At 32.8% G+C, this 25,200-nt stretch carries 24 protein-coding genes; 11 read left to right on the top strand and 13 right to left on the bottom strand.

Going from position 1 to position 25,200, the window contains the following annotated elements; genetic code table 11:
• Positions 1-74: 74 nt before the first annotated feature.
• The 6 genes from ACFSX9_RS06915 to ACFSX9_RS06890 all read right to left on the bottom strand — a co-directional run bounded on the left by ACFSX9_RS06915 (position 75) and on the right by ACFSX9_RS06890 (position 5,517).
• Positions 75-368: a hypothetical protein gene (locus ACFSX9_RS06915; protein WP_379806014.1), complete on the bottom strand. Its 294-nt coding sequence runs from the start codon at positions 366-368 to the stop codon at positions 75-77.
• Between the two features lie 176 nt (positions 369-544).
• Positions 545-1,111, bottom strand: coding sequence for a hypothetical protein (locus ACFSX9_RS06910; RefSeq protein ID WP_379806012.1), 567 nt, complete (start codon positions 1,109-1,111; stop codon positions 545-547).
• Positions 1,112-1,122: 11 nt separating this feature from the next.
• A complete protein-coding gene (locus ACFSX9_RS06905; protein WP_379806010.1) occupies positions 1,123-2,100 on the bottom strand; it encodes a TerC/Alx family metal homeostasis membrane protein in 978 nt (325 codons plus the stop codon).
• A 174-nt stretch (positions 2,101-2,274) separates the two neighbouring features.
• Positions 2,275-3,270, bottom strand: a complete 996-nt coding sequence (locus ACFSX9_RS06900; RefSeq protein ID WP_379806008.1) for an NAD(P)H-dependent glycerol-3-phosphate dehydrogenase — start codon at positions 3,268-3,270, stop codon at positions 2,275-2,277.
• Between the two features lie 297 nt (positions 3,271-3,567).
• Positions 3,568-4,731 carry an iron-containing alcohol dehydrogenase gene (locus ACFSX9_RS06895; protein WP_379806006.1) on the bottom strand — a complete coding sequence of 388 codons (1,164 nt, stop codon included), beginning with the start codon at positions 4,729-4,731 and terminating at the stop codon, positions 3,568-3,570.
• Positions 4,732-4,734: 3 nt separating this feature from the next.
• Positions 4,735-5,517 (bottom strand): type 1 glutamine amidotransferase domain-containing protein, encoded by a 783-nt coding sequence (locus ACFSX9_RS06890; RefSeq protein ID WP_379806004.1) that lies wholly within the window; start codon positions 5,515-5,517, stop codon positions 4,735-4,737.
• A 62-nt stretch (positions 5,518-5,579) separates the two neighbouring features.
• Here ACFSX9_RS06890 and ACFSX9_RS06885 point away from each other — a divergent pair, with 62 nt between their 5' ends.
• Positions 5,580-6,500: a LysR family transcriptional regulator gene (locus ACFSX9_RS06885; protein ID WP_379806002.1), complete on the top strand. Its 921-nt coding sequence runs from the start codon at positions 5,580-5,582 to the stop codon at positions 6,498-6,500.
• A 497-nt stretch (positions 6,501-6,997) separates the two neighbouring features.
• On the opposite strand, the gene nadD is transcribed toward ACFSX9_RS06885, so the two are convergent.
• The 5 genes from nadD to ACFSX9_RS06860 all read right to left on the bottom strand — a co-directional run bounded on the left by nadD (position 6,998) and on the right by ACFSX9_RS06860 (position 10,399).
• Positions 6,998-7,579, bottom strand: coding sequence for a nicotinate (nicotinamide) nucleotide adenylyltransferase (nadD, locus tag ACFSX9_RS06880; protein WP_379806000.1), 582 nt, complete (start codon positions 7,577-7,579; stop codon positions 6,998-7,000).
• Position 7,580: 1 nt separating this feature from the next.
• Positions 7,581-8,153, bottom strand: a complete 573-nt coding sequence (gmk, locus tag ACFSX9_RS06875) for a guanylate kinase (protein ID WP_379805998.1) — start codon at positions 8,151-8,153, stop codon at positions 7,581-7,583.
• An 84-nt stretch (positions 8,154-8,237) separates the two neighbouring features.
• The gene (locus ACFSX9_RS06870) at positions 8,238-9,098 is read right to left on the bottom strand and encodes a YicC/YloC family endoribonuclease (protein WP_379805996.1); all 861 of its coding nucleotides are present in this window, start codon (positions 9,096-9,098) and stop codon (positions 8,238-8,240) included.
• Positions 9,099-9,155: 57 nt separating this feature from the next.
• Positions 9,156-10,049 (bottom strand): DMT family transporter, encoded by an 894-nt coding sequence (locus ACFSX9_RS06865; protein WP_379805994.1) that lies wholly within the window; start codon positions 10,047-10,049, stop codon positions 9,156-9,158.
• Entirely contained in the window at positions 10,049-10,399 is a 351-nt protein-coding gene (locus tag ACFSX9_RS06860) for an arsenate reductase family protein (protein ID WP_379805992.1), read from the bottom strand. The genes ACFSX9_RS06865 and ACFSX9_RS06860 overlap by 1 nt, the downstream gene beginning before the upstream one ends.
• A 198-nt stretch (positions 10,400-10,597) precedes the next feature.
• On the opposite strand from ACFSX9_RS06860, the gene ACFSX9_RS06855 reads away from it, so the two are divergent.
• Positions 10,598-11,740, top strand: coding sequence for a cystathionine gamma-synthase (locus ACFSX9_RS06855; RefSeq protein WP_379805990.1), 1,143 nt, complete (start codon positions 10,598-10,600; stop codon positions 11,738-11,740).
• A gap of 71 nt (positions 11,741-11,811) precedes the next feature.
• On the opposite strand, the gene ACFSX9_RS06850 is transcribed toward ACFSX9_RS06855, so the two are convergent.
• Entirely contained in the window at positions 11,812-12,588 is a 777-nt protein-coding gene (locus ACFSX9_RS06850; protein WP_379805988.1) for a THC0290_0291 family protein, read from the bottom strand.
• Positions 12,589-12,837: 249 nt separating this feature from the next.
• Between ACFSX9_RS06850 and gdhA the strand changes: the two genes are divergently transcribed.
• The 9 genes from gdhA to ACFSX9_RS06805 all read left to right on the top strand — a co-directional run bounded on the left by gdhA (position 12,838) and on the right by ACFSX9_RS06805 (position 24,540).
• Positions 12,838-14,181, top strand: a complete 1,344-nt coding sequence (gene gdhA, locus ACFSX9_RS06845; protein ID WP_379807047.1) for an NADP-specific glutamate dehydrogenase — start codon at positions 12,838-12,840, stop codon at positions 14,179-14,181.
• A 118-nt stretch (positions 14,182-14,299) separates the two neighbouring features.
• Positions 14,300-16,582, top strand: coding sequence for a type IX secretion system anionic LPS delivery protein PorZ (porZ, locus tag ACFSX9_RS06840; protein WP_379805986.1), 2,283 nt, complete (start codon positions 14,300-14,302; stop codon positions 16,580-16,582).
• A 25-nt stretch (positions 16,583-16,607) separates the two neighbouring features.
• Positions 16,608-17,321, top strand: coding sequence for a DNA repair protein RecO (gene recO, locus ACFSX9_RS06835; RefSeq protein ID WP_379805984.1), 714 nt, complete (start codon positions 16,608-16,610; stop codon positions 17,319-17,321).
• Positions 17,322-17,431: 110 nt separating this feature from the next.
• The gene (gene ileS, locus ACFSX9_RS06830) at positions 17,432-20,833 is read left to right on the top strand and encodes an isoleucine--tRNA ligase (RefSeq protein ID WP_379805982.1); all 3,402 of its coding nucleotides are present in this window, start codon (positions 17,432-17,434) and stop codon (positions 20,831-20,833) included.
• Positions 20,834-20,840: 7 nt separating this feature from the next.
• Positions 20,841-21,221, top strand: a complete 381-nt coding sequence (locus ACFSX9_RS06825; RefSeq protein WP_379805980.1) for a TraR/DksA family transcriptional regulator — start codon at positions 20,841-20,843, stop codon at positions 21,219-21,221.
• Between the two features lie 45 nt (positions 21,222-21,266).
• Positions 21,267-22,061 (top strand): leucine-rich repeat domain-containing protein, encoded by a 795-nt coding sequence (locus tag ACFSX9_RS06820; protein WP_379805978.1) that lies wholly within the window; start codon positions 21,267-21,269, stop codon positions 22,059-22,061.
• 203 nt (positions 22,062-22,264) lie between these two features.
• Positions 22,265-22,798, top strand: coding sequence for a hypothetical protein (locus ACFSX9_RS06815; protein WP_379805976.1), 534 nt, complete (start codon positions 22,265-22,267; stop codon positions 22,796-22,798).
• Between the two features lie 6 nt (positions 22,799-22,804).
• Positions 22,805-23,368: a LemA family protein gene (locus ACFSX9_RS06810; protein WP_379805974.1), complete on the top strand. Its 564-nt coding sequence runs from the start codon at positions 22,805-22,807 to the stop codon at positions 23,366-23,368.
• A 548-nt stretch (positions 23,369-23,916) separates the two neighbouring features.
• A complete protein-coding gene (locus ACFSX9_RS06805) occupies positions 23,917-24,540 on the top strand; it encodes a lipoprotein signal peptidase (protein ID WP_379805973.1) in 624 nt (207 codons plus the stop codon).
• Here the strand turns inward: ACFSX9_RS06805 and ACFSX9_RS06800 are convergent, their stop codons facing one another.
• On the bottom strand, positions 24,541-25,104 hold the full coding sequence (locus ACFSX9_RS06800; protein WP_379805971.1) for a 5-formyltetrahydrofolate cyclo-ligase: 564 nt from the start codon (positions 25,102-25,104) through the stop codon (positions 24,541-24,543). It abuts the gene before it with no gap.
• Between the last annotated feature and the right edge of the window lie 96 nt (positions 25,105-25,200).

The following is a 25,200-nucleotide window of genomic DNA, read 5'->3' as shown; positions in this document are numbered from 1 at the left end:
AAGAGGTGTCTTAATTTTAAGCTAAAAAAAAAGATCAAATTCAATTTGGTCTTTTTTTTTACAGCTGTATTATTTTATTTTTCAATCCAATTTCCTTCTGCATCAGCATATACTGTTTTTACAACTTCACCAATGGTTAACTCCAATTTGTATTCGTTCTTTTCGTTTACGAATGCTTGCTTTATTGTAGCTCCTTCATAATCTTTTAGCACAGCTTGTAAAACGGGCTTAGCCACTTCTGTAACCGCAATTTCTTTGAATTCATTTTCAATTGAAGTACTTATAGTTGTTGCGTTCATCTCTGTTGTTGTAGCTGTGGCTGATAAAGTTGCAAAAGCAAATACTGCCATTAAAATTACCTTTTTCATAATATTGTTTTTTAAAGTTATACTATGATATATGTAAAAAGCGTACCAGTTCAATTTTGAGCGAAGTTTTTTTGTTAAGTGTTTGTAAATCAACGATTAATGTTTTTTAACTTAGAAATTGATTGTGTAAATTGTAGATTATTTAATTTATTTTGTGTACTCATTACCCACCTTTTTTATTGTTTCCATCCCCAAGGAGCTTCCGGAGTTTTAATTGGCTTTGTAGTGTCAAAACTTACGCTAAAAACTCGGTCGGAACCAATTCGTTTCAGGTTGTAAGTGAATGATTTTTCATCAACTGTAATCCACCAAACATTTGTAGAAGCATAGGCAATCAAATCGCAGGTTTCTTGATCAGCAGGAAAGAACTGAATATCTGACAAACCTGAATTACTTGAAGTTCCTCCATATTGTGTTACTTTATCAGGAGTTCCATCTTCTAACCTATGGTCGTGTTTTAATGTAATTACATTGTCATGAGATGTTAAAATCCAAGTTCTTGATTTGTCATCTCCAACAAAAAAGGGAATTCGAATTCGATTTTCTTCACAACTTCGCACGTGCATTACTAATTTTTTTCCTGAGAATGGATCGTCTGCTGTTGCTCCAGCAGTTATTTTTCCTTCGAAAGATTGACCACAATAGGTTTTTAACTTATCCCAAAATTGTTTTGAACCCGTCTCAGTTTGAGAAAAGCTGAATTGAAAGGCAACTAATACTAGTAATAAAAAAGGCTTCTTCATAATTGTTTAAATTAATCCTTGCTAGGAAATACTAAAGAGGCAATTACGGACAATATTAGCACACCGCCAACAACTCCTAAAGATAAAGGAGTGGAAACGTGATAAAAAGGTGCTATAATCATTTTAATCCCTATAAAAGCTAGTATAAATGCCAAGCCAAACTTTAATTTACTAAACATATACATAAAGTTTGCCAGCAAAAAGTAAAGGGAACGCAATCCTAAGATCGCAAAAATGTTTGAAGTATAAAGAATAAAAGGATCATCTGGAGCAATTGCAAAAATTGCCGGAATGCTATCAACTGCAAATAAAATATCTGTGAATTCTACAATCGCTACTACTACAAATAAAGGAGTAGCCATTTTAATTCCGTTTTTAACAGTAAAAAACTTATCACCATCAAATTGGTCTGTGACCTTAAAGAATTTATGAACAAAGCGCGCACCTGGACTTTTAGTGAAGTCTTGACTTCCGTCATCTGCTTCTTTGCTAAAGCCTGATTTTATTCCAGCGACAATTAAGATTACCCCAAAAATGGTTAGTAAATAGTTGACTTCAACCATTCTTCCAAAAAGCTCCATTTCGGGTAAATAAGTGTAGTTTAGTAACCAAACTCCTGTAAAGATGAAGATGGCTCTAAATACCAAAGCGCCAATTACGCCCCAAAACAATACTTTATGTTGGGCTTCTTTAGCCACATTAAAATAACCAAAAACTAATATAAATACAAATAAGTTATCAACCGAAAGTGCCTTTTCAATCCAATAGGCGCCTTGAAATTGCATGAATTTTTCGGCTCCCATAAATTTGTAAATTATTCCACTAAATCCCATTGAAAGGGAGATCCAAATAACCGACCAAATAGCAGCTTCTCGATTAGAAATAGCATGACTCTTTTTGTTTAAGACACCTAAATCTAAAATAAGCATTGCCAAAATTGTGACACTAAAGACCGTAATAATTACAGGGTGATTGATAAGATGATCCATTTGTTTCTTTATTTAGTTTGCGAAAATAATACTTCTATTTTGCACCAAGGAAAACGATGTCAACTTATTGTCAGTTAGCGCTTTGTAGAAATATGCGTAATATAAAAAAAGGCGTAAATAAATGATAATCAAATATTTACGCCTTGTTGTTTTAATAACGAGAAAATTTGAAAATTAATTCAGTTTATCTGTTAATTCTTTAAAAACAGTCTTTGCGTCTTTGTTTTCGTATAAAATATGATACACAGCATCAATAATTGGTGTGTCAGCTTTGTATTCTTTATTTAATTTGTAAGCACTTTTCACCGCATAATAACCTTCGGCTACCATACTCATTTCCATTTGTGCTGATTTAACAGTGTAGCCTTTTCCAATCATGTTCCCAAACATTCTATTTCTAGAAAAAAGAGAATAGCCAGTAACCAATAAATCACCTAAATAAGCTGAATTATTAATATTGCGTTTCATTTTGTGGACTTTACTAATGAATTTTTTCATTTCGCGAATTCCATTACTCATTAAAACAGCTTGGAAATTATCTCCGTAACCTAAACCATGTGCCATTCCTGCAGCAATTGCGTAAATGTTCTTTAAGACGGCAGCATATTCAGTTCCAATAATGTCATCAGACGTTTTTGCTTTGATGTAATGTGAGCTCAAGTTCTTAGCAACCACCTTTGCTTTTGCTTTGTCGCTGCAAGCAATCGTTAGATATGACAAACGCTCCATTGCTACTTCTTCTGCGTGGCAAGGTCCGGTGATTACACCAATATTTTCGAATGGAATATTGTATTTTGTGTGAAAATGTTCACCAACAATTAAGCTTGATTCAGGAACAATTCCTTTAATTGCAGAGAAAATAACCTTTCCTTCTAGACTTTCGGTTAAGCTTTCTAATTCTTTGCTCAAAAAAGCGGAAGGAACTACAAAAATGATATAATCAGCATAAGCAACTGCTTCATTGATATCATTTGTAAGTTTTAATTTAGTAGTATCGAACGCAACCGAACTCAAGTAGTTTGGATTGTGTTTTTGAAGTCTTAAATGCTCAATTGCCGCGGTGCTTCGCATGTACCAAGCTATTTCTTCTTGATTTTCACAAAGCATCTTTGCAATTGCAGTTGCCCAGCTTCCTCCTCCTATGACTGCAAATTTTGGCTTTATTTCCATTTATAAATCTAATTAGAAAGTCAAAATTAACGATTTAAAATACATTATCAAATCTAATTGTGAAAACTGTTGAATTAAAATTAGCTAATAATAGTACAATTTATACGGAAAATTACCATTTTTAAAAATCTAGTATATTGATTATAATACGGATAGATAATTTTATTGGTGGTGAAATATAATTTAAGGACATAAAAAAAACGTTCAAGTAATTAAACAAGAACGCTTTTGAATTCATTAAGAAAACGATAACGATTTCATCCGAAAATCGAAAATCTGAATTTCTGAATATCTAATTTAATAGCTCATTTCTACAATTTCTTTTACTTTTTCTAAAGTAATATTTTGTTTTTCACCTAAAGCTTTCCAACCTCTTTCTTCGAAACGATTAACGATAAAATCAGCCGTTTTTTCGTAATTGTCTGCGTTTTCTGAAAGTTTAGTTTTCATTCCCATCGTATGGAAGAATTCTACTGTTTTCTCAATAGCTTTTTCAGCCACTTCTTCCGTTGAACCGGTTAAATTCCAAACACGTTTACCGTATTGTGCTAATTTATCTTTTTTGGTTTCAAACATTACTCGGTATAAGCTTGGCGCGATGATTGCCAACGTTCTTGCGTGATCAATCTCGTATAAAGCTGTTAATTCGTGACCAATCATATGTGTTGCCCAGTCCGAAGGAACTCCTTTTTGAATCAAGCCATTTAAAGCCATTGTTGCGCTCCATACAAAGTTCGAAGCCAATTTATAGTCTGATGGATTTTCAACTACTTCCGGACCAATTTCAATCAACGTTTGTAAAATACTTTCCGAAAAACGATCTTGCAATAAAGCATCATGCGGATAAGTTAAATATTGCTCCATAACGTGCGTAAATGCATCCACAACACCGTTTTGCAATTGTCTTTTTGGTAAAGAAACAATAACAGTTGGATCTACAATTGAGAATTTTGGAAACAGAGCGCTTCCGCCTAAAGTCAATTTTTCTTGCGTTGCATTAATAGTAACAACAGCGCCCGAATTCATTTCCGAACCAGTTGCAGGCAAAGTTAAAACGGTTCCAAAAGGAATCACATTTGCACCTTCTTTGAAAAGTATCTTCTTTCTTAAGATATCCGCAGCATCGCCTTCATAATTCACAGCAGCAGAAATAAATTTCACACCATCAATTACACTTCCACCACCAACAGCTAAAATAAATTCAATTTTTTCAGATCGAATTACTTCAACAGCTTTCATTAAGGTTTCATACTTTGGATTGGGTTCGATACCTCCAAATTCTACAATTTCATAATTTTCTAGAGCCGCTTTTACTTGTTGGTAAACGCCATTTTTGAAAATACTTCCACCACCATAAGCGAAGAGAATTTTAGTGTTTTTTGGCGTTAAATCTGAAAGTTTTGCAATTTGCCCTTTTCCAAAGACATAATTAACCGGATTATATAAATCGAAATTATTCATTTTTTATTTTTTTAAATGTTGTACTAACTTTTGAGCTACTAATTTTGAGGATGCTGGATTTTGACCTGTAATCAGTAAACCATCTTCAACTGCATAGGGCTCCCAATTTGCTTCTTTGCTATAAACCGCTCCATTAGCAATTAATGCATCTTCTAATAAAAACGGAACAACTTTAGTCAAGCCAACAGCTTCTTCCTCTTCATTTGTAAAACCAGTAACTTTTTTACCTTTAACTAAAAAATCGCCATTTACTTTCACGTTTTTCAAAGCTCCTGGAGCATGACAAACAAACGCAACTGGTTTATTGTTTGTGTAAAAAGATTCAATTAAAGCAATCGAATTTTCATCGGATGCTAAATCCCATAAAGGACCGTGACCGCCTGGGTAAAATACAGCATCAAAATCCGCTTGATTAATCGTTGCTAACTTAACGGAATTTGCTAGTTTTTCTTGTAAGGCTTTATCATTATCAAATCTCTTGGTGTCTTCAGTTGCCGAACTCGGATCAGCACTTTTAGGGTCAATTGGAGGTTGTCCGCCTAAAGGTGATGCAATCGTAACTTCAATTCCTTGATCAATCAATTCATAATAAGGAGCCGCAAATTCTTCAATCCAAAAACCTGTTTTTTCTCCTGTGTTTCCTAAGTCTTCGTGACTAGTTAAAACAAATAATACTTTTTTCATAGTTTCTTTTTTTATTAGCTGTGTTTCTTGAACTGTTTCTGGTGTATTTTCTTTACAACTAAAGTTTAATACAACCATTAAAGCAATTGCGATGTGTTTCATAATTTATTTTTTACAAAATTACTACATTAATGATATTAGTAAAAATAATTTAAATTATGTTTGTGATAAATATATTTATAGCAATGGTTAATTTAGAATGGTACAGAACTTTTAAATCGGTGTACAAAAACGGAAATTTTTCGCAAGCTGCAAAAGAACTATTCATTAGTCAACCTGCAGTGAGTCAGCAAATTTCAATGTTAGAAGCTCACGTAGGTTACAAATTGTTTACACGAAAATCAAAAGGTGTGGAACCAACAGAATACGCTAAGTTACTAAATAATTTAATCATAGAAGCGCTTGACCGATTAGAAAGTGTGGAAAGTGGTTTTAGGGAAAAAGCATTTAATGCAAATAAGTTGGTTTCGGTAGGAATTTCTAAACATCTATTTAGAAGTATTGGTTCCAAGTTACTTTCGAAATTTGATTTTATTGATTTTACTTTCGAAGAAAACGATGCCTTATTTAATTTGGTTGACAATAAGAAGATTGATTTTGCAATAGTTTCTAAAAAATACGACACTTTTGATACGATTCAAAAAGAATTGGGTACGATTAAACAAGTAATTGTTGGTAGTAACGATTTAGATTTAAAAGTAGTTAAAAAAGAAATTAAAAATAAAAATTATACAAATGTTGAACTTTGGCTAAACCAACAAAAATGGTATAATTATGATGCTGGAATTCCACACGTGAAGTTGTTTTGGTTAAATGTTTTCGATAAAAAAAGACCAACTATCGTTTCTAATTACATCATTCCATCTGAATATGATATGCTTAACACTTTAGTTGAAAATTCAGGAGTTGCTGTGGTTTGGGATATTAATAGCAAGCAATTATTACAAGAAAAAAAAATTCAATTGGTTTGGAACAGTTCAAAAATGCCAACTACCGAAGTGTATTTATTAGCAAGAAAAAATGATACTTTAAATTCTATTTTAGAAGAGGTGAAAGAAGAATTGAGAAGTTTAATTTTGAGTTAAATGTTCAAAATTCTTCAGATTTATAAAGTGAATATAATAACGAAAATAAAGTAAACGTTTCCGCTAAGCGTTGTATTCCTTCTGGAGTTTGCAATAATGTTTTGAAAATGTTACCATAATAATGACTGGGATTGAAATTATTAGGAGGGACTTTAAATAATTTTCGTAGTTTAAACTGTATACAATAAGGAACAACCAAATAAGAGAAAAGGATAATATTAAAAGAAAAATGAACTTGAGGTATTTCATCATTTTATCGATATGAAAATCTCGTCCTTTTTTAAAATCATCCCACAAATTTTCCTCTATACCATTTAAATTTAAGATATAAGCGAATGAAAGAATCATTAAAAAAACAGGAATTAGATTTAATGAGTAAGATAAAACTTGGTTTTTATATAAAATGGAAATTTCTTCATTATAAATTATAGTAATAAAGATTAGAAAAGCTATAACCCAAGTAATAAAATTTCTCATCAAAAAGTTTATAAGCTTTATTACTTCTTATAAAATAAATTATGTTCCACATATTCCCAGACTTTATTGGGTAACATCGGAATTACATTTTTATTGTTTTTTATGCTTTCGCGAATAAAAGTAGAAGATAATTCGATGATTGGTGCATCAATTTTTTGAATTTTTGGGTGATTTACAAATTGGGCATCAATTTCGCCCGAATGTAATCTTGGGTAAACAATAATGTTGTGGTTTTCAAGAATTACATCATAGTTTTTCCATTTGTGCAAAGAGTTCAAATTGTCTTCGCCCATAATTAAAGAAAATTCGTGGCTTGGGAATTTTTCTTGCAAATGAGCTAAAGTATTCACCGTGTAATTCGGTTGAGGTAATTTGAATTCAATGTCCGAAGGCTGAATTTTCGTATAATTCTCAGTTGCTAAATGCACCATTTCTAAGCGATGGTAATCATCTAACAAGGTGCTTTTCTTTTTAAGCGGATTATGAGGCGTAACCACCATCCAAATTTGATCCAAATCAGAATGTTCGGCCAAATGGTTGGCAATAATTAAATGGCCAATGTGAATAGGATTAAATGTTCCGAAATACAATCCGATTTTCATATTATTTATTTATAAAATTCTTCACCAATTGATAGGCGTCGTTTTTGGCAACATCTAGATCGTAATTTTTGATAATTGTGTCAAATTGTGGTGCTGTTGCTAATTCAACAGAAGCTTTTGCAATTCGCATATTGATTTTGTCTTCACTTTCAGTTGAACGTTGTTTCAATCGGCGTTTTAATTCGTCCACACTTGGTGGTTTCACAAAAACAGCTAAGGTTTCATTTGGGAATTTACTTTTAATGCGCAATCCTCCGGCCACATCAATATCAAAAATAACGTGTTTTCCTAAAGCCCAAATGCGTTCTACTTCTGCGTTTAAAGTTCCGTAAAAATTATCGGTATAAACCTCTTCCCATTCGACAAATTCTTCGGCTTTAATGTGCTTTTTGAATTCGTTCCAAGAAATGAAATAATAATCGGTTCCATTTATTTCTTCGCCTCTAGCTTCGCGAGTTGTACATGAAATAGAAAATTCTAAATCTAAATCGGGTTGGGCTAATAAGTGTTTAACTATAGTTGTTTTGCCTGATCCTGAAGGCGCTGAGAAAACAATTAATTTTCCTTTGTTCATTTTAATTATATTTGGTTTGTCACACTAAACTAGTTTGAGTGACTTAGTCAGATCCTGAAACCTGTTCAGGATCACAATATTGACTTACAATACATTCAATACTTGTTCCTTAATTTTCTCTAATTCATCCTTCATCATCACTACTAGTTTTTGCATTTCAGTATGATTTGATTTGGAACCCATCGTATTAATTTCTCTACCCATTTCTTGTGTAATGAAACCTAATTTTCTACCGTTTGCTTCGTTTCCGTTTACAGTTTCAATGAAATACTTCAAATGATTTCCTAAACGAACTTTTTCTTCGGTAATATCATATTTCTCTAGATAGAAAATCAATTCTTGTTCAAAACGATTTTCATCTACAGTAGCTTTTAATTCGTCTAAAGCGGTGCGAAGTCTTGTTTTTACAGTTTCAACACGTTCTGCATCATAAGAAACGGCTTCATCCATCAAGCGTTTGATATTTGCAATACGCAACTGGAATTCTTTATCTAAAGAAGCACCTTCGTCTTTTCTGAAAGTAGCGATATTGTTTAAAGCTTCATCAATTACGGTTTGAATTTGTTTCCATTCATTTGGATCAATTTCGTCGCGCTCTGTTTTTAAAGCATCAGGCATACGAACTGCCATTTTCATTAATTCCGTTTCATCTGCATTTGGAATCACCGCCTTCATTTGGTTGATGTATCCTTTTACAATCGGTACATTGATTTTTGAAGTTGTTTCTTCACCTGTAACTTCGATATAAAGTGAAAAATCAATTTTTCCACGCTCTAATCGTTGCGAAATTTGATTGCGTAAACCCAATTCCATTTCACGAAAAACAGAAGGCATACGCGTATTTAAATCTAAACCTTTACTGTTTAGCGATTTTATTTCTACGGTAATTTTTTTGGTTGGTAGTTGCAAAGATGCTTTCCCAAAACCCGTCATCGATTGTATCATATAATTATATAAATGTCTTCAAAGATAATAAAAAGTGTGCAGTTACTGAAATACAGATTACTGCGGTTGCGTACTCTTTTTCTGTGTTACTAAATAAACGCCAATAAATATCAATACGGCAGAAAGTATTTTCACCAAACTCAAGTCGTCTTTTCCTAAACTGATTGCAAAAATCGTTGCAAATAATGGTTGTAAATAAATAAAAACAGCTACGGTTGTAGGTTTTAATTCTCGCATTGAAATCAAATTCAGCAAATAGGTTAAGAAAGTTGAAAATATGACTACAAATACTACTTTATAAATAATGTCGATTGGTAAAGTTGCAAAATCAACCGCTTGAAATTCGTTCCATCCAAAAGGTAAAACCATCAAGAAACCAAAGGTGTAAATCCATTTTACAAAGGTAAAAGCATTGTATTTATCCATTAATTTCTTAACAATTATCAGGTAAAAACCATAAGAAATTGCATTCACAAAAACCAAAATATTCCCCAAAGTGGCGTTGGTAGCATTCACTAAAGATTTTCCGTATAAAATCAGAGCTACAGTTCCGGCTAAGCCTAAGAATATCCCTAAAATCTTGCGGTTTTCCATACGCTCTTTCATCATAAAAGCAGATAAAACAAGTACAATCATTGGTGTAGTTACCATCAAAACGGCTCCCATAATAGGCGAAGTGTAACTCAATCCTTTAAAAAATGTCAACATGTTAAACGCGACTCCAAAAAAAGCAGCGGCAACAATACGGGGGAAATCTTCTTTAGCGATTTTTTCTGTCGGTCCAAAAAAGGAAATTAGCCAAAATAAAATTACCGAACCACCAACACGAAGGACAATAAATCCATAGGCGTCAATATATTCGGGCATTACATCTTTTGCAATTGTGAATGTTACGCCATAAATTATTGAAACTAAAGTCGCGGCTAGTAAAGCCCAAGTCCTTTTTGACATTACTTTAAAGCATTAATTACTTCGATAATGTTTTTTTGTCCGTTTCCGATGTAAATTTTCCCATCAATAATAAAAACAGGACGACTCAAAAAGGTATAATGTTCTAAAAGATATTTTTTAAAATCGGCTTCAGTCAAATTTTTATCTTTTAAACCCATGGATTTATAGAGTTGCGCTTTTTTACTGAAAAGTGCTTCATAACTTCCGGAAAGTTGATACATTTCGTCTAAATCAGTTTCAGATAATGGATTTGCACGAATATCAATAAATGTTAATTTGTTTGAATTTGGTAATGTCTTGATGATTTTTCTACAAGTATCACACGAAGCCATGTAGTATATTTTGTTCATTTTTTTCGAATTAAAATTTTCAAGTGCAAAAATACAGCCTTTTGGATTCTAAAATTCAGTAATTTTATAAAAAAAACCTTTTTGATAAAAATTTTTGGGATTAAAGTTTAAAAATAGGGATATTTAAATAATTGTTAACGATTCAAAAAGAAGCATCAAATAACTTTTATTTATCTTTGCGCTTTAAAACTTAGTACAATGAAATTCAACACGAAAACAATACACGGTGGTCAACATCATGAAGAAGTAACAGGAGCAGTTATGCCTCCCGTTTTTTTAACATCAACTTTTGTTCAAAGCAGCCCTGGGAAACCAATTGGCGATTATGAATATAGTAGAGCAGCAAACCCAACAAGAACCGCTTTAGAAGAATCTTTAGCAAGTATCGAAAATGGAGCAAAAGGTTTGGCCTTTTCTTCAGGATTAGCGGCAACAGATTGTTTGTTACGTATGTTCAAAGCGGGTGACGAAATCATTGCAATGGACGATTTATACGGAGGAACGTATCGCTTATTCACCAGATTATATAAAGATAGTGGTATAAAGTTTCATTTCGTAGATATGAATGATATGGAAAAATTCCAATCGTTAATCAACGAAAATACAAAATTGGTTTGGGTGGAAACGCCAACAAATCCATTAATGAAATTAGCAGATATTGCTGAAATCGCTAAAATCACAAAAAAACACAATATTCTTTTCGCAGTAGATAATACTTTTGCAACACCATATTTGCAAAAACCTTTAGATTTAGGGGCAGATATTGTGATGCACTCCGCCACTAAATATTTGGGAGGCCATTCTGATGTTATTGCTGGAGCTTTAGTTATAAAAGACAAAGCTTTAGGTGATGAGTTGCATTTCAAACAATTTGCAACTGGCGCGACATTAGGACCAATGGATGCTTTCTTGGTTTTAAGAGGAATTAAAACATTGCATTTACGCGTACAACGTCATTGTGAAAACGGTGGGAAAGTAGCGGAATATTTAGACAATCATCCTTTGGTTGAAAGAGTTTATTATCCAGGATTAGCTTCTCATCCTTTTCATGAAATTGCTAAAAAGCAAATGAGTGGTTTTGGTGGAATGGTAACTTTTACTTTCAAATCGGGTAAAAAAGAAGATGCTATTAAATTCTTGGAAAATTTAAAGGTATTCACTTTAGCAGAATCTTTAGGAGGCGTTGAATCTTTAGCAAACCATCCGGCTTTAATGACGCACGCTTCTATTCCAGAAGATAAACGTAAAGAAGTGGGTATTACTGATGATTTAGTACGATTAAGCGTAGGAATTGAAGATATCGAAGATTTGTTAGCGGATATTGAACAAGCCTTAAAATAATAGCATATTATAGAAACTAAAAAATCCCGATTCGTAAAGAATCGGGATTTTTTTATGATGTATTTTTTAGATTAATCTAAGTAATAAATGTATCCAAAATTCATCCATAAGTTCCAATCATTGGATTTGTTTTCAGTGTAGATTTTTGGATCAGGTTTTAAACCATCTACCCAGTCTGTGAAATAGTACTGCCATCTTACTTCAAGAAATAAATCAGACATTCTATTTAGTTTGTAGCGTGTTCCAATACTTGACACAATTGACCAAGTGTTTCCTCCTTCATCAGACCATGCTCCTATATATTTAGTGGGTGTTGAAATGGCAGAGTCCATTGGGCCTAACTCCGAATATGTTCCATTTTGAAAGAATGTGAAATGTGCACCTAATCCAAGAAAAGGAGCAAAAGCACCATCAGTAGCTGAGAATTCACGAATACTTAGAGGATAATACTCTAGTTGCATTCCAATATCTGTTACTTTAGCCTCACCTTTCATTGCTTTTAATTGATTACCAGTGATTGAGTTTTTTTCAGCATACTTACCATAATGTTGTAATTGAGTGCTGTTGTATGATAATTCTGAACGAACTTTAAAGTGATCGTTGAAATATGTTTCTGGACGATAGCAATTGCAATCTGCTCTGTAAGAAAAATTCATATAATGAACTAATCCAACAGCAAAACCAGTATTTCCACTATTTGTTTTGAAATCTTGTCTTACTCCAAAATCTGATTGCATAGCAACTCCACCCACAAAAGCTCCAACTTCATGGGAAAACCCAAATTGCGCTAGCATGGAGAAATGTGCTCCTAGAAGAATAATTAGTAGGTATTTGATTTTTTTAGTCATTATTGCGTTGCATATATCTCACAAATATATAAAAACTAACTAGATGCATAGAGGAAAAGATTCTTTTTCTTCTTTTGAAATGTTTTAAAATTTCTGTTTTTCAAACATTTCTGTGGTTAATTATAAAATTATGCTAAAAATATAACTAATAATATTAAAGATGTATATTTGTATGATTGATAAATTCAACATTCAATAAAAGCTACATTCAAACAGAAAATAATTTTTTCATAATTGATTTACTATATGATGGAACAAAGAATAAATGATTTTATGGCGCAAGTTGCAGCCAAAAATCCAAATGAACCAGAGTTTTTACAAGCTGTAAAAGAATTTGCAGAAACAGTTATACCGTTTATTGCTGTGCAGAAGAAATATGATGGTAAAAACCTATTGTTAAGAGTTTCGGAACCAGAACGCTCTATTATTTTTAGAGTGCCTTGGGTTGATGATAAAGGAGAAATCCATGTAAATAGAGGTTTTCGTATTCAGATGAATTCTGCAATTGGACCTTACAAAGGAGGAATTCGTTTTCATCCAACGGTGAATTTATCCGTTTTGAAATTTTTAGCTTTTGAACAAGTTTTTAAAAACAGTTTAACAACCCTTCCTATGGGCGGTGGTAAGGGTGGAGCTGATTTTGATCCGCAAGGAAAAACAGACGGTGAAATCATGCGTTTTTGTCAATCATTTATGACAGAATTATGCCGTCATATTGGTCCAGATTTAGATGTTCCAGCTGGAGATATTGGCGTTGGACCACGTGAAATTGGCTATATGTTCGGTCAATATAAAAGAATTAGAAACGAATTTACAGGAGTTTTAACTGGAAAAGGTTTGGCTTATGGAGGTTCATTAATTCGTCCTGAAGCAACAGGTTATGGAGTTGTTTACTTCACAGAACAAATGTTGAAAACTAAAGGAGAGAAAATTGCTGGTAAAACAGTAGCTATTTCAGGTTTTGGAAACGTAGCTTGGGGAGTTGCTTTAAAAGTAAACGAATTAGGAGGTAAATTAGTAACAATCTCGGGTCCTGATGGATATGTTTATGATGCTGATGGAATTTCTGGTGAGAAAATCGACTTTATGGTTGACATGAGAATGAGTGGAGACAACAGAGTGGAAGCTTTTGCGGAAAAATTTCCAAGTGCTGTTTTTCACAAAGGGAAAAGACCTTGGGAAACTAAAGTTGATATTGCTATTCCGGCAGCTACACAAAACGAACTTTACGAAGACGATGCTAAGCAATTAATTGCGAATGGTGTTTCATGTGTGACCGAGGCAGCAAATATGCCTTGTACATTGGAAGCTATCAAGCTATTCTTAGATTCAAAAATTTTATTTGCGCCAGGAAAAGCGGCAAATGCTGGAGGCGTAGCAGCATCTGGTTTAGAAATGACTCAAAATTCAATTCGTTTAAATTGGACAAGTGAAGAAGTAGATATGCGTTTAAAAGAAATTATGGTTGGTATTCATAACCAATGTAAAAAATACGGTTCTGATTCTGACGGTTATATAAATTACGTAAAAGGTGCAAATATTGCCGGCTTTGTTAAAGTTGCCGATGCAATGATTGCTCAAGGAGTAGTTTAATAAGATTTAAATTTTTTAGAAGGCTCTTTCATTAACTTGAAAGAGCCTTTTTTTGTTTCATTATATATCAAAAACAAAAATTAATTCGTTTATACTATATTTGTATCAAATAACTGCAATGACAAAGTCGATTTACATTCTTGTTTTTTTTATTAGCCACTTGCTTTTTTCGCAACAAAATAATCAATTATGGAAGGGATACTTTTCGTATAATGAAATTGTTGATGTAGAAAGTGCAACTGGTAAGGTCTTTGCAGGAACGCAAAATCTTATATTTTCTAAAGCACTCAACACGTCGGATTTAACGATTTATAATTCGGTAACGGGTTTTAAGCCTGAATCAATTACTACAATTCATCATTCGGATGCTTTCAAAAAAACTATTGCCGGAAGTTCAAATGGACAGATCTTGATCGCAAATGCCGATGGTTCTGTTACGACTAAAGTTGATATTATTGAAGATGTGCCAGTTCCTCCGAATAAAAAAAGAATTAATGATTTTTACGAACATAATGGACGCTTGTATGTTGCTACAGATTACGGAATTTCGGTTTTAGACTTGGCAACATCAGAATTTATAACTACTTATTTTATTGGAACTTCCGGAGAAGAAACAGCCGTTTTACAAACAACAGTTTTAGGCGATGAACTATTCGCTGTAACGAGAAACTTCGGAATTAGAAAAGGGAATTTAACGAATCCTAATTTGTACGATTTCAACCAATGGCAAACTTTTGATGGTGGTTATTGGGCAGCAATTGTCACATTTAACAATCAAATAGTTGCCACAAACACTGATGCTAGAACTTACCGATACACTGGCGCAGCTTTTCAGGAAGTATTGAATCATATGCAACCTGGTCTAAAGCTAAAAACAAATGGAACCGAACTTATTGTAACGACTCGAAATCACGTTTATGTTTTAAATGTAACTTTTTCGCAGGTTGCGAACATTACAACTATTCCCGACTATAGCGCTAATTTTACTTCGGCAACTGTAGTTGGTAATTCTATTTTTATTGGTACGGAAAAAGATGGTTTGTTTTCGACGCTTTTATCAAATCCAACTATTTTTGAGAATATATCCCCAAATGGGCCTATTCGAAATTATATTTTTAGAGTTAAAAAAGCTCCTAATTTTTTATGGGCTGTTTATGGAGATTATTCCCGTCAATATAATCCATATCCACTTGAAGAATATGGAATTAGTAAGTTTTCAAACCAAACCGGATGGAAATTTATTCCTTACGAAGATCTTTTTGAAGCAAAATCAATAAGTGATATCGTATTCAACCCTAAAAAACAAAATCAGATATTCGCAACCTCTTATTTATCTGGACTACTAAAGTTTGAAGGGGAAGATATAACTATTTTCGACAATACAAACACGGGACCAAATGGTCTAGAATCACTTGAGACAACTTTTAAAGACATTCGAGTAAATAGTCCAGCTTTTGACAAAGAAGGAAATTTATGGATGACAAATGTGTCAAATGCGAACGGAATAAAGGCTATTAAAAAATTAAGAACGGACGGACAATGGCAATCCTACAGTGTAGAGGATGTAACTAATGATCCTTTTGGAAGATATGGTCCCATGGCAATTGATAAAAATAACACCAAATGGATTCCTACTATTAATGATGGATTGTTAGCTTTTAACGAAAATTATAGTAATAAATTTATTGTTGTAAATTCAAATACCGGAAATTTACCAAATAATGATGTCCGTTGTGTTGCCATTGATAACAGAAACCAATTATGGATTGGGACTTATTCCGGTTTAAGAGTTCTTCCAAGTGTGGATAGATTTGTTACAGAAAACCAATTAACCTCAAATTCTATTATTATTCAAGAAGGCGATTTAGCGCAAGAATTATTTTACCAGCAAACAATTTTAGACATTGCTGTTGATGGTGCCAATAGAAAATGGGTTTCTATTGCAGATGGAGGGGTTTTTCTAGTTTCTGCAAACGGTCAACAAACAATTTATCAGTTTGCTAAAAATAATTCGCCATTGCCTAGTAATAATATCAATGATATTGAAATTGATGGAGTAACAGGCGAAGTTTTCTTTGCTACTGATAAGGGAATGGTTTCTTTCTTAGGAATTTCTACCAAACCAAGTTCAGATCTAGCAAATGCTTATGTCTATCCAAATCCAGTGCGTCCAGAATTTTCTGGAACTGTTAAAATTAGTGGATTGACTGATAAGGCTAATGTAAAAATCACAGATATTGAAGGGAATTTGGTTCACGAAACTACAACTTCTGGCGGAACTATTGAATGGGACACGAAAGCTTTCGGAAAACATAAAGTAGCCTCGGGTGTTTATATGATTTTTGTTTCGTCTGAAGATGGAACGGATACTATAGTTAAAAAAGTAATGATAATCAGGTAATTTCCAACTAAAATTTCAATTTAAAATGTTGGTAAAAACAAAAGCCATCGTGCTTTCTTCCTTAAAGTTTCAAGAGAAAAGCTTAATTGTAAAATGCTTCACTGAATCAGATGGACTGAAGAGTTATTTCGTGCAAAGCGCCTATTCTAACAAAAAAGCAAATCAAAAAATTGCGTACTTCCAACCTTTGACTATGATAGAAATCGAAGCGAATCATAAGAATAAAGGAACACTAGAACATTTTAAGGAAATTCGATTAGCGCACAGTTACCATTCGATTAATACCGATATTTTTAAAAGTACAATTGTGATTTTTCTGTCTGAAATATTGCATCATGCAATTAAAGAAGAAGAAAAAAACGAGAATTTATTTTCCTTTTTAGAAACTGCACTTTTATGGTTAGATGCGCATCAAGAAACTTCAAATTTTCACTTAATTTTAATGCTTGAAGTCACGAAGTATTTGGGATTTTATCCCGATACCACAGAAATAGAATTCTCATTTTTTGATACCAAAGAAGGTTTTTTTACGCCTTTTCAAAGTGTGAATTCGTTAACCGAGCACGAAACTCATTTATTTAAAAAATTAATCGAGTTGAAATTTGATGCCAATCAGAAGGTTTTCGCTGGAATTGAACGTCAAATATTATTAAAAATTCTTTTAGATTATTATACCATTCACCTTGATGGCTTCAAAAAACCAAAATCGTTGGAGGTTTTGAAGGAGGTTTTTTCTTAAATGTAAATAAATGCGGTTTCTTTTCAAAACAACTACAAAAACTGAAAACTGAAAACTGAAAACTGAAAACTATTTAGTACTTTCGCACATTGATTTAAGAAAGCGACAAAATGAACACAAAATTTACTGAATACAAAGGACTTGACTTGCCAACAGTTGCATCAGAAGTACTTGATTTCTGGAAAAAAAATAAAATATTTGAACAATCGGTAACTTCGCGTGAAGGAGCTACGCATTACGTTTTTTTTGAAGGACCACCATCTGCGAATGGTTTGCCTGGGATTCACCACGTAATGGCGCGTGCAATTAAAGATATTTTTTGTCGTTACAAAACTCAAAAAGGATTCCAAGTGAAGCGTAAAGCGGGTTGGGATACACACGGTTTACCTGTAGAATTAGGAACTGAGAAAGAATTAGGTATTACTAAAGAAGATATCGGAAAAACTATTTCCGTGACCGAATATAACGAAGCTTGTAAAAAAACAGTGATGCGTTACACCGATGTGTGGAATGATTTAACTGAAAAAATGGGCTATTGGGTAGATATGGAAGATCCGTATGTGACGTATAAGTCGAAATATATGGAAACCGTTTGGTGGTTGCTAAAACAGATTTACAACAAAGGTTTGTTATACAAAGGCTACACAATTCAACCGTATTCTCCAAAAGCAGGAACAGGTTTGTCTTCGCACGAAGTAAATCAACCAGGAAGTTATAGAGATGTTACAGACACAACTGTTGTAGCTCAATTTAAAGCAATAAATGAATCTTTACCTGAATTCTTAACTGGATTTGGAGACATTCATATTTTAGCTTGGACGACAACTCCTTGGACTTTGCCTTCAAACACAGCTTTAACAGTTGGACCAAAAATCGATTATGTTTTGGTTGACACGTTTAATCAATATACATTTCGTCCAACAAAAGTAATTTTAGCTAAAAATTTAGTTGGAAAACAATTTACTAAAGGATTTTTTGAAAGCACTGAACCATCGGATTTTGAGAATTTCAAAGAAGGTGACAAAAAAATTCCTTTTCAAGTTGTAAAAGAATTCAAAGGTGCTGATTTATTTGGAATTCGTTACGAACAATTAATGAAATTAGCGTTGCCAAGTGAAAATGCGGAAAATGCTTTCAGAATAATTTCTGGCGATTTCGTTACTACGGAAGATGGAACTGGAATTGTTCACACCGCACCAACATTTGGAGCAGATGATGCAAAAGTAGCTAAAGAAGCTACGCCCGAAGTGCCACCGATGTTAGTTTTAGATGCGAATGATAATTTAGTTCCTTTAGTAGATTTACAAGGACGATTTATTCAAGGTTTAGGCGATTATTCAGGAAAATACGTTAAAAACGAATATTACAACGACGGAGAAGCACCAGAACGTTCTGCGGATGTTGAAATTGCTATTCAGTTAAAAGAAGAAAATAAAGCCTTTAAAGTTGAAAAATACGTGCACAGTTATCCACATTGTTGGAGAACAGACAAGCCGATTTTATATTATCCATTAGATTCTTGGTTCATTAAAGTAACTGAAATTAAAGATAGAATGTTCGATTTGAACGAAACCATCAACTGGAAGCCAAAATCAACAGGTGAAGGTCGTTTTGGAAATTGGTTGAAAAACGCCAACGACTGGAATCTTTCGCGTTCAAGATATTGGGGAATTCCATTGCCAATTTGGAGAAATGAGGAAGGAACAGAAGAAATATTAGTAGGTTCGATAGAAGAATTATACAATGAAATAGAAAAATCAGTCGCAGCTGGTTTCCAAGAAGAAAATCCTTTTAAAGGTTTCGAAATAGGAAATATGGCAGAATCAAATTACGATTTGGTTGATTTACATAAGAATGTTGTCGATGCAATTGTTTTAGTTTCGCCGACAGGAAAACCAATGAAACGTGAATCAGATCTAATTGATGTTTGGTTTGATTCGGGTTCGATGCCTTATGCACAATGGCATTATCCTTTCGAAAACAAAGAAAAAATTGACGGAAATGAAGACTTTCCAGCTGATTTTATTGCAGAAGGAGTTGATCAAACGCGTGGCTGGTTTTATACATTACACGCCATCGCAACTTTAGTTTTTGATAAAGTAGCCTACAAAAATGTAGTTTCAAACGGATTAGTTTTAGATAAAGACGGACAAAAAATGTCTAAACGTCTAGGAAACGCAGTTGATCCATTTACTACTTTGGCAGAATATGGTCCAGATGCAACACGTTGGTATATGATTTCTAATGCGAACCCTTGGGACAACTTAAAATTTGATATTGAAGGAGTTGCTGAGGTAAGAAGAAAATTCTTCGGAACTTTATATAATACGTATTCGTTCTTCTCTTTATATGCAAATATTGATGGATTTACGTATGCTGAAGCGGAAATTCCGTTAAATGAACGACCAGAAATCGACCGTTGGATTTTATCTGAATTGCATTCGTTAATCAAATTTGTTGATGAAGCTTATGCCGATTACGAACCAACGAGAGCGAGTCGTGCTATTTCGGAATTCGTACAAGAAAATTTAAGTAACTGGTATGTTCGTTTGTGCAGAAGAAGATTCTGGAAAGGCGAATATGGAACAGATAAAATAGCAGCTTATCAAACGCTTTATACATGTTTAGTTACTGTTGCCAAGCTTTCTGCTCCGGTTGCTCCGTTCTTTATGGACAGATTGTACAAAGATTTAAATAACGCCACAAATAAAGAGAATTTTGATAGTATTCACTTGTCAGAATTCCCGGTTTCGGTTGAAAACTTTGTTGATAAATCGCTAGAAAGCAGAATGATGAAAGCGCAAACAGTTTCATCGCTAGTTTTATCGCTTCGTAAAAAGGAGATGATAAAAGTACGTCAGCCGTTACAAAAGGTAATGATTCCTGTGCTTGACGCGAATCAACGTGCTGAAATAGAGGCTGTTTCTGATCTAATTATGGCTGAGGTTAACGTTAAAGAAATACAACTTTTAGACGATGCTTCGGGTATTTTGGTGAAGCAAATTAAGCCTAACTTTAAAGCACTTGGTCCTCGTTTTGGAAAGGATATGGGGTTGATAGCCAAAGAGATACAGGGTTTTACGCAAGAGCAAATTGCTGAATTAGAGCAGAATGGAAGTCTTGCTATTGAATTGTCAGAAAAAAGTATATCTTTAACACTAGAAGATGTTGAAATATCTTCTCAAGATATCGAAGGGTGGTTAGTAGCAAACTCTAATGGAATTACTGTTGCGTTAGATATTACAATCTCGGAAGAGTTGAAAAAAGAAGGTATTGCAAGAGAATTGGTGAATCGTATCCAAAACATAAGAAAAGATTCTGGTTTTGAAGTTACCGATAAAATTGTAGTTAAGATGACGAAAAACGAGCAATTAGAAGTTGCAGTTGCCGCTAATTTGTCGTATATTAAATCCGAAACATTAACTGAAACATTGCTTTTTGAAGAAAGTATAGATAATGGTACGGAAATTGAGTTTGATGATATAAAAACAAGTATATTAATTTCAAAATAAGGGAATTATGATAGAAGAACAATTAAGATATTCAGATGCAGATTTAGCTGAATTCAGAGCATTAATTAATGCAAAATTAGAAAAAGCAAAAAACGATTTAGAGCTTATCAAAAGCGCATATATGAATGATTTAAACAACGGAACAGATGATACATCTCCAACGTTTAAAGCATTTGAAGAAGGTAGCGAAACTATGAGCAAAGAAGCGAATTCGCAACTAGCAATTCGTCAAGAAAAGTTTATGAGAGATCTAAGAAATGCTTTAGTTCGTATCGAAAACAAAACCTACGGGCTTTGCAAAGTTACAGGCAAATTAATTAGCAAAGATAGATTAAGAGTAGTGCCTCATGCTACTATGAGTATCGAAGCTAAGAATATGCAACGTTAAAACAAAAAACACCTAATTTATTAGGTGTTTTTTTGTAATTTTAAAATGATATTTCCTTTATCGATAACACTTACTGGATATGCGGTTTTCGGTTTATTACTGCTCTCTTTTTATCTTTCGTATAATTGGCTAAAAAGGGATACAGATAAAAAACCGGGATGCTTGTCTGTGGGAATTACTTCCGTTATTCTGTTTTTTATCCTAATGTTTCCTGTTCTATTTTCTATAAGTTTTTATGAAAGTGGTTCACAACCAGTTAAAATAGGAATTGCTTCTGCATGGATTTTACTCATAGGATTTTACTTAGTCGCTAAAATTAGTAATAAAACAAAAAGCTTTTGGAGTGTTATTTTAACGATTCTAAAATATTTTTTGTTTACAATTGTCCTCGTTCTTTTTTGTATTTTGTATTTTGGAATGTTTTATTATGTTTACAAGATTATCTTTACAAACCAAGAACCAGATTTTCAATTGTGGGCTGGATTTCTTTGTGTTTTCTTTACATCTGTATTGACTTTTATTTTGTTATCGCTTCCTTTAATAGAAAAAGGTCCGAAAGGTGCTAGTACTTTCTATGCTTTAAATAAGGCGCTTAAAAAGCCGGAGATTGTTACAAGATTAGATTTAAAAGCGAGTAATTTAACCGAATTTCCAATGGAAGTATTAAGAATGCCAAATCTTCAGTACTTAGAACTTAGTCAAAATAATATCACTGATATTCCTCTTGAAATTAAGCAATTATATAAATTACAAGATTTATATTTGAGAAACAATCCCATAAGTGTAGCTAGTAAAGTTCGATTAAGAAGAGAATTTCCAAATATTTCGATAAACTTTTAAATATGGGTAGGACTAATTCTGTCGTTATCAAAGAGAAACCTTGGTACTTTAAGATACTAGGGATTGGTGCAATGATTCTGTTTTTTTCTTCCTTTTATTACATCATGGAGTATGGTTTGTGGAAATTATTATTTTTGATAATTCCGGTGGTTATAATAATCAAAAGGATATTTTTCCCTAGCGAAAATTCGAAGTTTTTAAAAATGCAAGCAATATTGCCTTCTTCCAAAGCGAATTCAGTGGCTATGGGAATGGTTGAAATAGTTGGTGATTTAGAACAAATAGAACCATTAGTTTCACCCTATTTTAGTAAATCTTGCATTGGTTATTTTTATAGGATTGAAAAAGAAAGTAAGCCAGATAAGGACGGTCGTACAACTTATCATACTATTCATTTCGAACAAAATATTGGTGATTTCAATATTTTAGATGAAACCGGTTTTGTAAAAGTAATAGGGGCTGACTTGGAATTTTATGACAAAGAAGCAGATCGATATGAAGGTGGAACGATACGTCATTCCGAAGGTTATTTGCTTCAGGATGATTACATGATGTTAATGGGATATGCTAGTTCTGATGAAGGAAAAACAATCATTCAGAAAGAAGGAAAGAATGTTTTTATAATTGCCAACCCATATAGTATAGAGAATTATAACAAAGGTATTCCTTTGCTGAATTCGTTTTTAATAACTTTATTTATCACCACTTTACTTATATTATTCATTTTACTAAATTAATTTATTATGTCAACTTCAAATATAGTATTAATCGTAGGCTCGTTATTAGCGTTAATTTTCGGAAATTATTTAATAGGGATTTTTAATAAATTAGTAAACCTTAAGAATAACTATGAAAAAGCTTTTGGTAATATCGATGTAATTTTGATGCAACGTGCCGAAGAAATTCCAAATATTGTCAAAGTTGCTCAACGTTTTCTAGAACACGAAACCACACTACTAACGGATTTGACTAAACTCAGAACCGATTTTTTAAATGCTAGTTCTATGGATGAAAAAATCAATAATTCCATTGAGTTTTCTAAAGCTATCAAATCTTTATTTGCTGTTTCAGAAAACTATCCAGTCTTATCTTCAAATAATAATTTTGTAGAACTACAAAAAAGGGTTTCGGTTTTGGAAGATAAAATTGCAGATAGAAGAGAGTTTTTTAATGATAGTATTAATTTGTACAACATTGGAATACAAGAATTTCCGAATTTGATAGTTGCGAAAACGTTGGGTTATTCTAGTAAAACATTATTTCCTATTTCAGAAAATCAAAAGGCATATGATGGAATTCAATTTTGATCTTTTCTTTGGTTACGAAGAGCAAATCAATACTATGCAGGATAAAATGTTGCTCGTATTATTTGCTATAGTTATGTATAGTCAGGTTTTTCTTTTGGTACTAACAGGCTATTTAAGAAAATTTAAAATATCACTTTTTAGAAGTCAACTAAATATTCTAATTTTAACACTTGGCTTAACAATTTTAATAGGTACGCTGGTTACTGTTTTATTATATTATGTAATTTATGACATTACACGGGTGAAAATACTCTATTGTTGGATAGCTATTTTAATTAGTATGTTTTATTTTTCCATATTTAATTATAAAAATATAAAGAAATATTTTTATACGTTGCGTTAATTCTTTTTAGTTCCTTTTATTAAATTAGTCTAAGGATTTATTTTATTTTGAAACGTGTTTACAGCTAATTATAAATCAATAAATTTGCATCAGATTATAATTGAAATAGATGTATAAAGTTAATGTTTTTACAAAATTTCATAAACGGCCAGTTTAGGGCGTAAATTGTTGGATAAATTGCTATTTTTGCAGAAATTAATTGTCAATGTCGTTAAAGAAAGCCTATTTGTTAGTTATTAGCATCTTGCTAATTGATCAAATATCAAAAATATATGTAAAAACTAATTTCTTTATTAATGAAGAAGTTAAGGTTTTTGATTGGTTTCGGATTCATTTTATTGAAAATGAAGGAATGGCTTGGGGAGCAGAAATCCCTGGTGAGTATGGGAAATTAATTTTAACTTTATTCAGAATTGTTGCTGTAGGCGGTATCGCATGGTGGTTATGGGATTCTGTAAGAAAAAATAGCTCAAATTATTTAATTGTAGCTATAGCTTTGATTTTCACCGGTGCTTTAGGAAATATTATTGATTCCGTTTTTTATGGAGTTGTGTTTAATGACAGTTACCATCAAGTAGCTACTGCATTTTCTGAAAATCCTTACGGGACTTGGTTTCATGGTGAAGTTGTTGACATGTTCTACTTTCCTATGTGGGAAGGTTTTCTGCCGTCTTGGTTGCCTATCTGGGGCGGAAAGCACTTTACCTTCTTTAATGCTATTTTTAACGTCGCTGATGTCGCTATTTCAACAGGTGTCGGAATTTTAATTGTATTTAACAAAAGAGCTTTCGTTGTAGAAGAAAAGGAAGAAGTTCTAATTCAAAACTAATTAAAATTTAATTACTTCTGTAGGAGTAACGCAATAATCCAATTTCACATCATTTTCTGAAATCCCGTAAATAATTTCTTCGGGAGCAAAGAATGACAGTCCAATTTTGATGGTTTCCGGCTTGCACTTGCTTAAGAAATTATCGTAGAAGCCCTTTCCGTATCCTACACGATTCCCCGCTTTGTCATATGCTAAAAGCGGTACGAAAACCACATCAATTTTGGTGTCGGGAACTTCCAGTCCATCAATCGGCTCAGGAACATTATAACTATTTTTCTTTATTTTGGTATTATCCGTTAGTAAATAATGAATCATACTCAAGTTCGAAAATTCGCACTTTGATATAACGATTTCTTTATCTTTTCCTGCTAAAACTTGAAGAATAAATTCAGTATCAATTTCTTTCTGTTCTTCAATAGTCAGAAACAAGTGATAATATAATTTGTCCCAAATATTCATGCGGACTAATTGGTTTGCGATTGCTAAACTTTTATCTTCAATTTCCTTGTCGGAAAGAGCTTGTCGTAATGTTTTATATTTTTTGCGTAATTCTTTCTTGTCCATTTACAGCAGTGTTTATTGGTCTATAAATTTAGTAAAAAATAAGCTATTTTCTATTGTAGTATAAAACAAAAGGCATAAAAAAACCAGAACATAATT

Source organism: Flavobacterium ardleyense (assembly GCF_042686085.1).
Taxonomy (GTDB): domain Bacteria; phylum Bacteroidota; class Bacteroidia; order Flavobacteriales; family Flavobacteriaceae; genus Flavobacterium; species Flavobacterium ardleyense.
The sequence above is the reverse complement of the archived record's forward strand: the minus strand, read 5'-3'. Positions and strand labels throughout refer to the sequence as shown.

Coding starts and splice junctions, on each gene's coding strand:
- ACFSX9_RS06915 (WP_379806014.1), bottom strand. CDS start 368: ATGAAAAAGGTAATTTTAATGGCAGTATTTGCTTTTGCAACTTTATCA.
- ACFSX9_RS06910 (WP_379806012.1), bottom strand. CDS start 1,111: ATGAAGAAGCCTTTTTTATTACTAGTATTAGTTGCCTTTCAATTCAGC.
- ACFSX9_RS06905 (WP_379806010.1), bottom strand. CDS start 2,100: ATGGATCATCTTATCAATCACCCTGTAATTATTACGGTCTTTAGTGTC.
- ACFSX9_RS06900 (WP_379806008.1), bottom strand. CDS start 3,270: ATGGAAATAAAGCCAAAATTTGCAGTCATAGGAGGAGGAAGCTGGGCA.
- ACFSX9_RS06895 (WP_379806006.1), bottom strand. CDS start 4,731: ATGAATAATTTCGATTTATATAATCCGGTTAATTATGTCTTTGGAAAA.
- ACFSX9_RS06890 (WP_379806004.1), bottom strand. CDS start 5,517: ATGAAACACATCGCAATTGCTTTAATGGTTGTATTAAACTTTAGTTGT.
- nadD (WP_379806000.1), bottom strand. CDS start 7,579: ATGAAAATCGGATTGTATTTCGGAACATTTAATCCTATTCACATTGGC.
- gmk (WP_379805998.1), bottom strand. CDS start 8,153: ATGAACAAAGGAAAATTAATTGTTTTCTCAGCGCCTTCAGGATCAGGC.
- ACFSX9_RS06870 (WP_379805996.1), bottom strand. CDS start 9,098: ATGATACAATCGATGACGGGTTTTGGGAAAGCATCTTTGCAACTACCA.
- ACFSX9_RS06865 (WP_379805994.1), bottom strand. CDS start 10,049: ATGTCAAAAAGGACTTGGGCTTTACTAGCCGCGACTTTAGTTTCAATA.
- ACFSX9_RS06860 (WP_379805992.1), bottom strand. CDS start 10,399: ATGAACAAAATATACTACATGGCTTCGTGTGATACTTGTAGAAAAATC.
- ACFSX9_RS06855 (WP_379805990.1), top strand. CDS start 10,598: ATGAAATTCAACACGAAAACAATACACGGTGGTCAACATCATGAAGAA.
- ACFSX9_RS06850 (WP_379805988.1), bottom strand. CDS start 12,588: ATGACTAAAAAAATCAAATACCTACTAATTATTCTTCTAGGAGCACAT.
- gdhA (WP_379807047.1), top strand. CDS start 12,838: ATGGAACAAAGAATAAATGATTTTATGGCGCAAGTTGCAGCCAAAAAT.
- porZ (WP_379805986.1), top strand. CDS start 14,300: ATGACAAAGTCGATTTACATTCTTGTTTTTTTTATTAGCCACTTGCTT.
- recO (WP_379805984.1), top strand. CDS start 16,608: ATGTTGGTAAAAACAAAAGCCATCGTGCTTTCTTCCTTAAAGTTTCAA.
- ileS (WP_379805982.1), top strand. CDS start 17,432: ATGAACACAAAATTTACTGAATACAAAGGACTTGACTTGCCAACAGTT.
- ACFSX9_RS06825 (WP_379805980.1), top strand. CDS start 20,841: ATGATAGAAGAACAATTAAGATATTCAGATGCAGATTTAGCTGAATTC.
- ACFSX9_RS06820 (WP_379805978.1), top strand. CDS start 21,267: ATGATATTTCCTTTATCGATAACACTTACTGGATATGCGGTTTTCGGT.
- ACFSX9_RS06815 (WP_379805976.1), top strand. CDS start 22,265: ATGCAAGCAATATTGCCTTCTTCCAAAGCGAATTCAGTGGCTATGGGA.
- ACFSX9_RS06810 (WP_379805974.1), top strand. CDS start 22,805: ATGTCAACTTCAAATATAGTATTAATCGTAGGCTCGTTATTAGCGTTA.
- ACFSX9_RS06805 (WP_379805973.1), top strand. CDS start 23,917: ATGTCGTTAAAGAAAGCCTATTTGTTAGTTATTAGCATCTTGCTAATT.
- ACFSX9_RS06800 (WP_379805971.1), bottom strand. CDS start 25,104: ATGGACAAGAAAGAATTACGCAAAAAATATAAAACATTACGACAAGCT.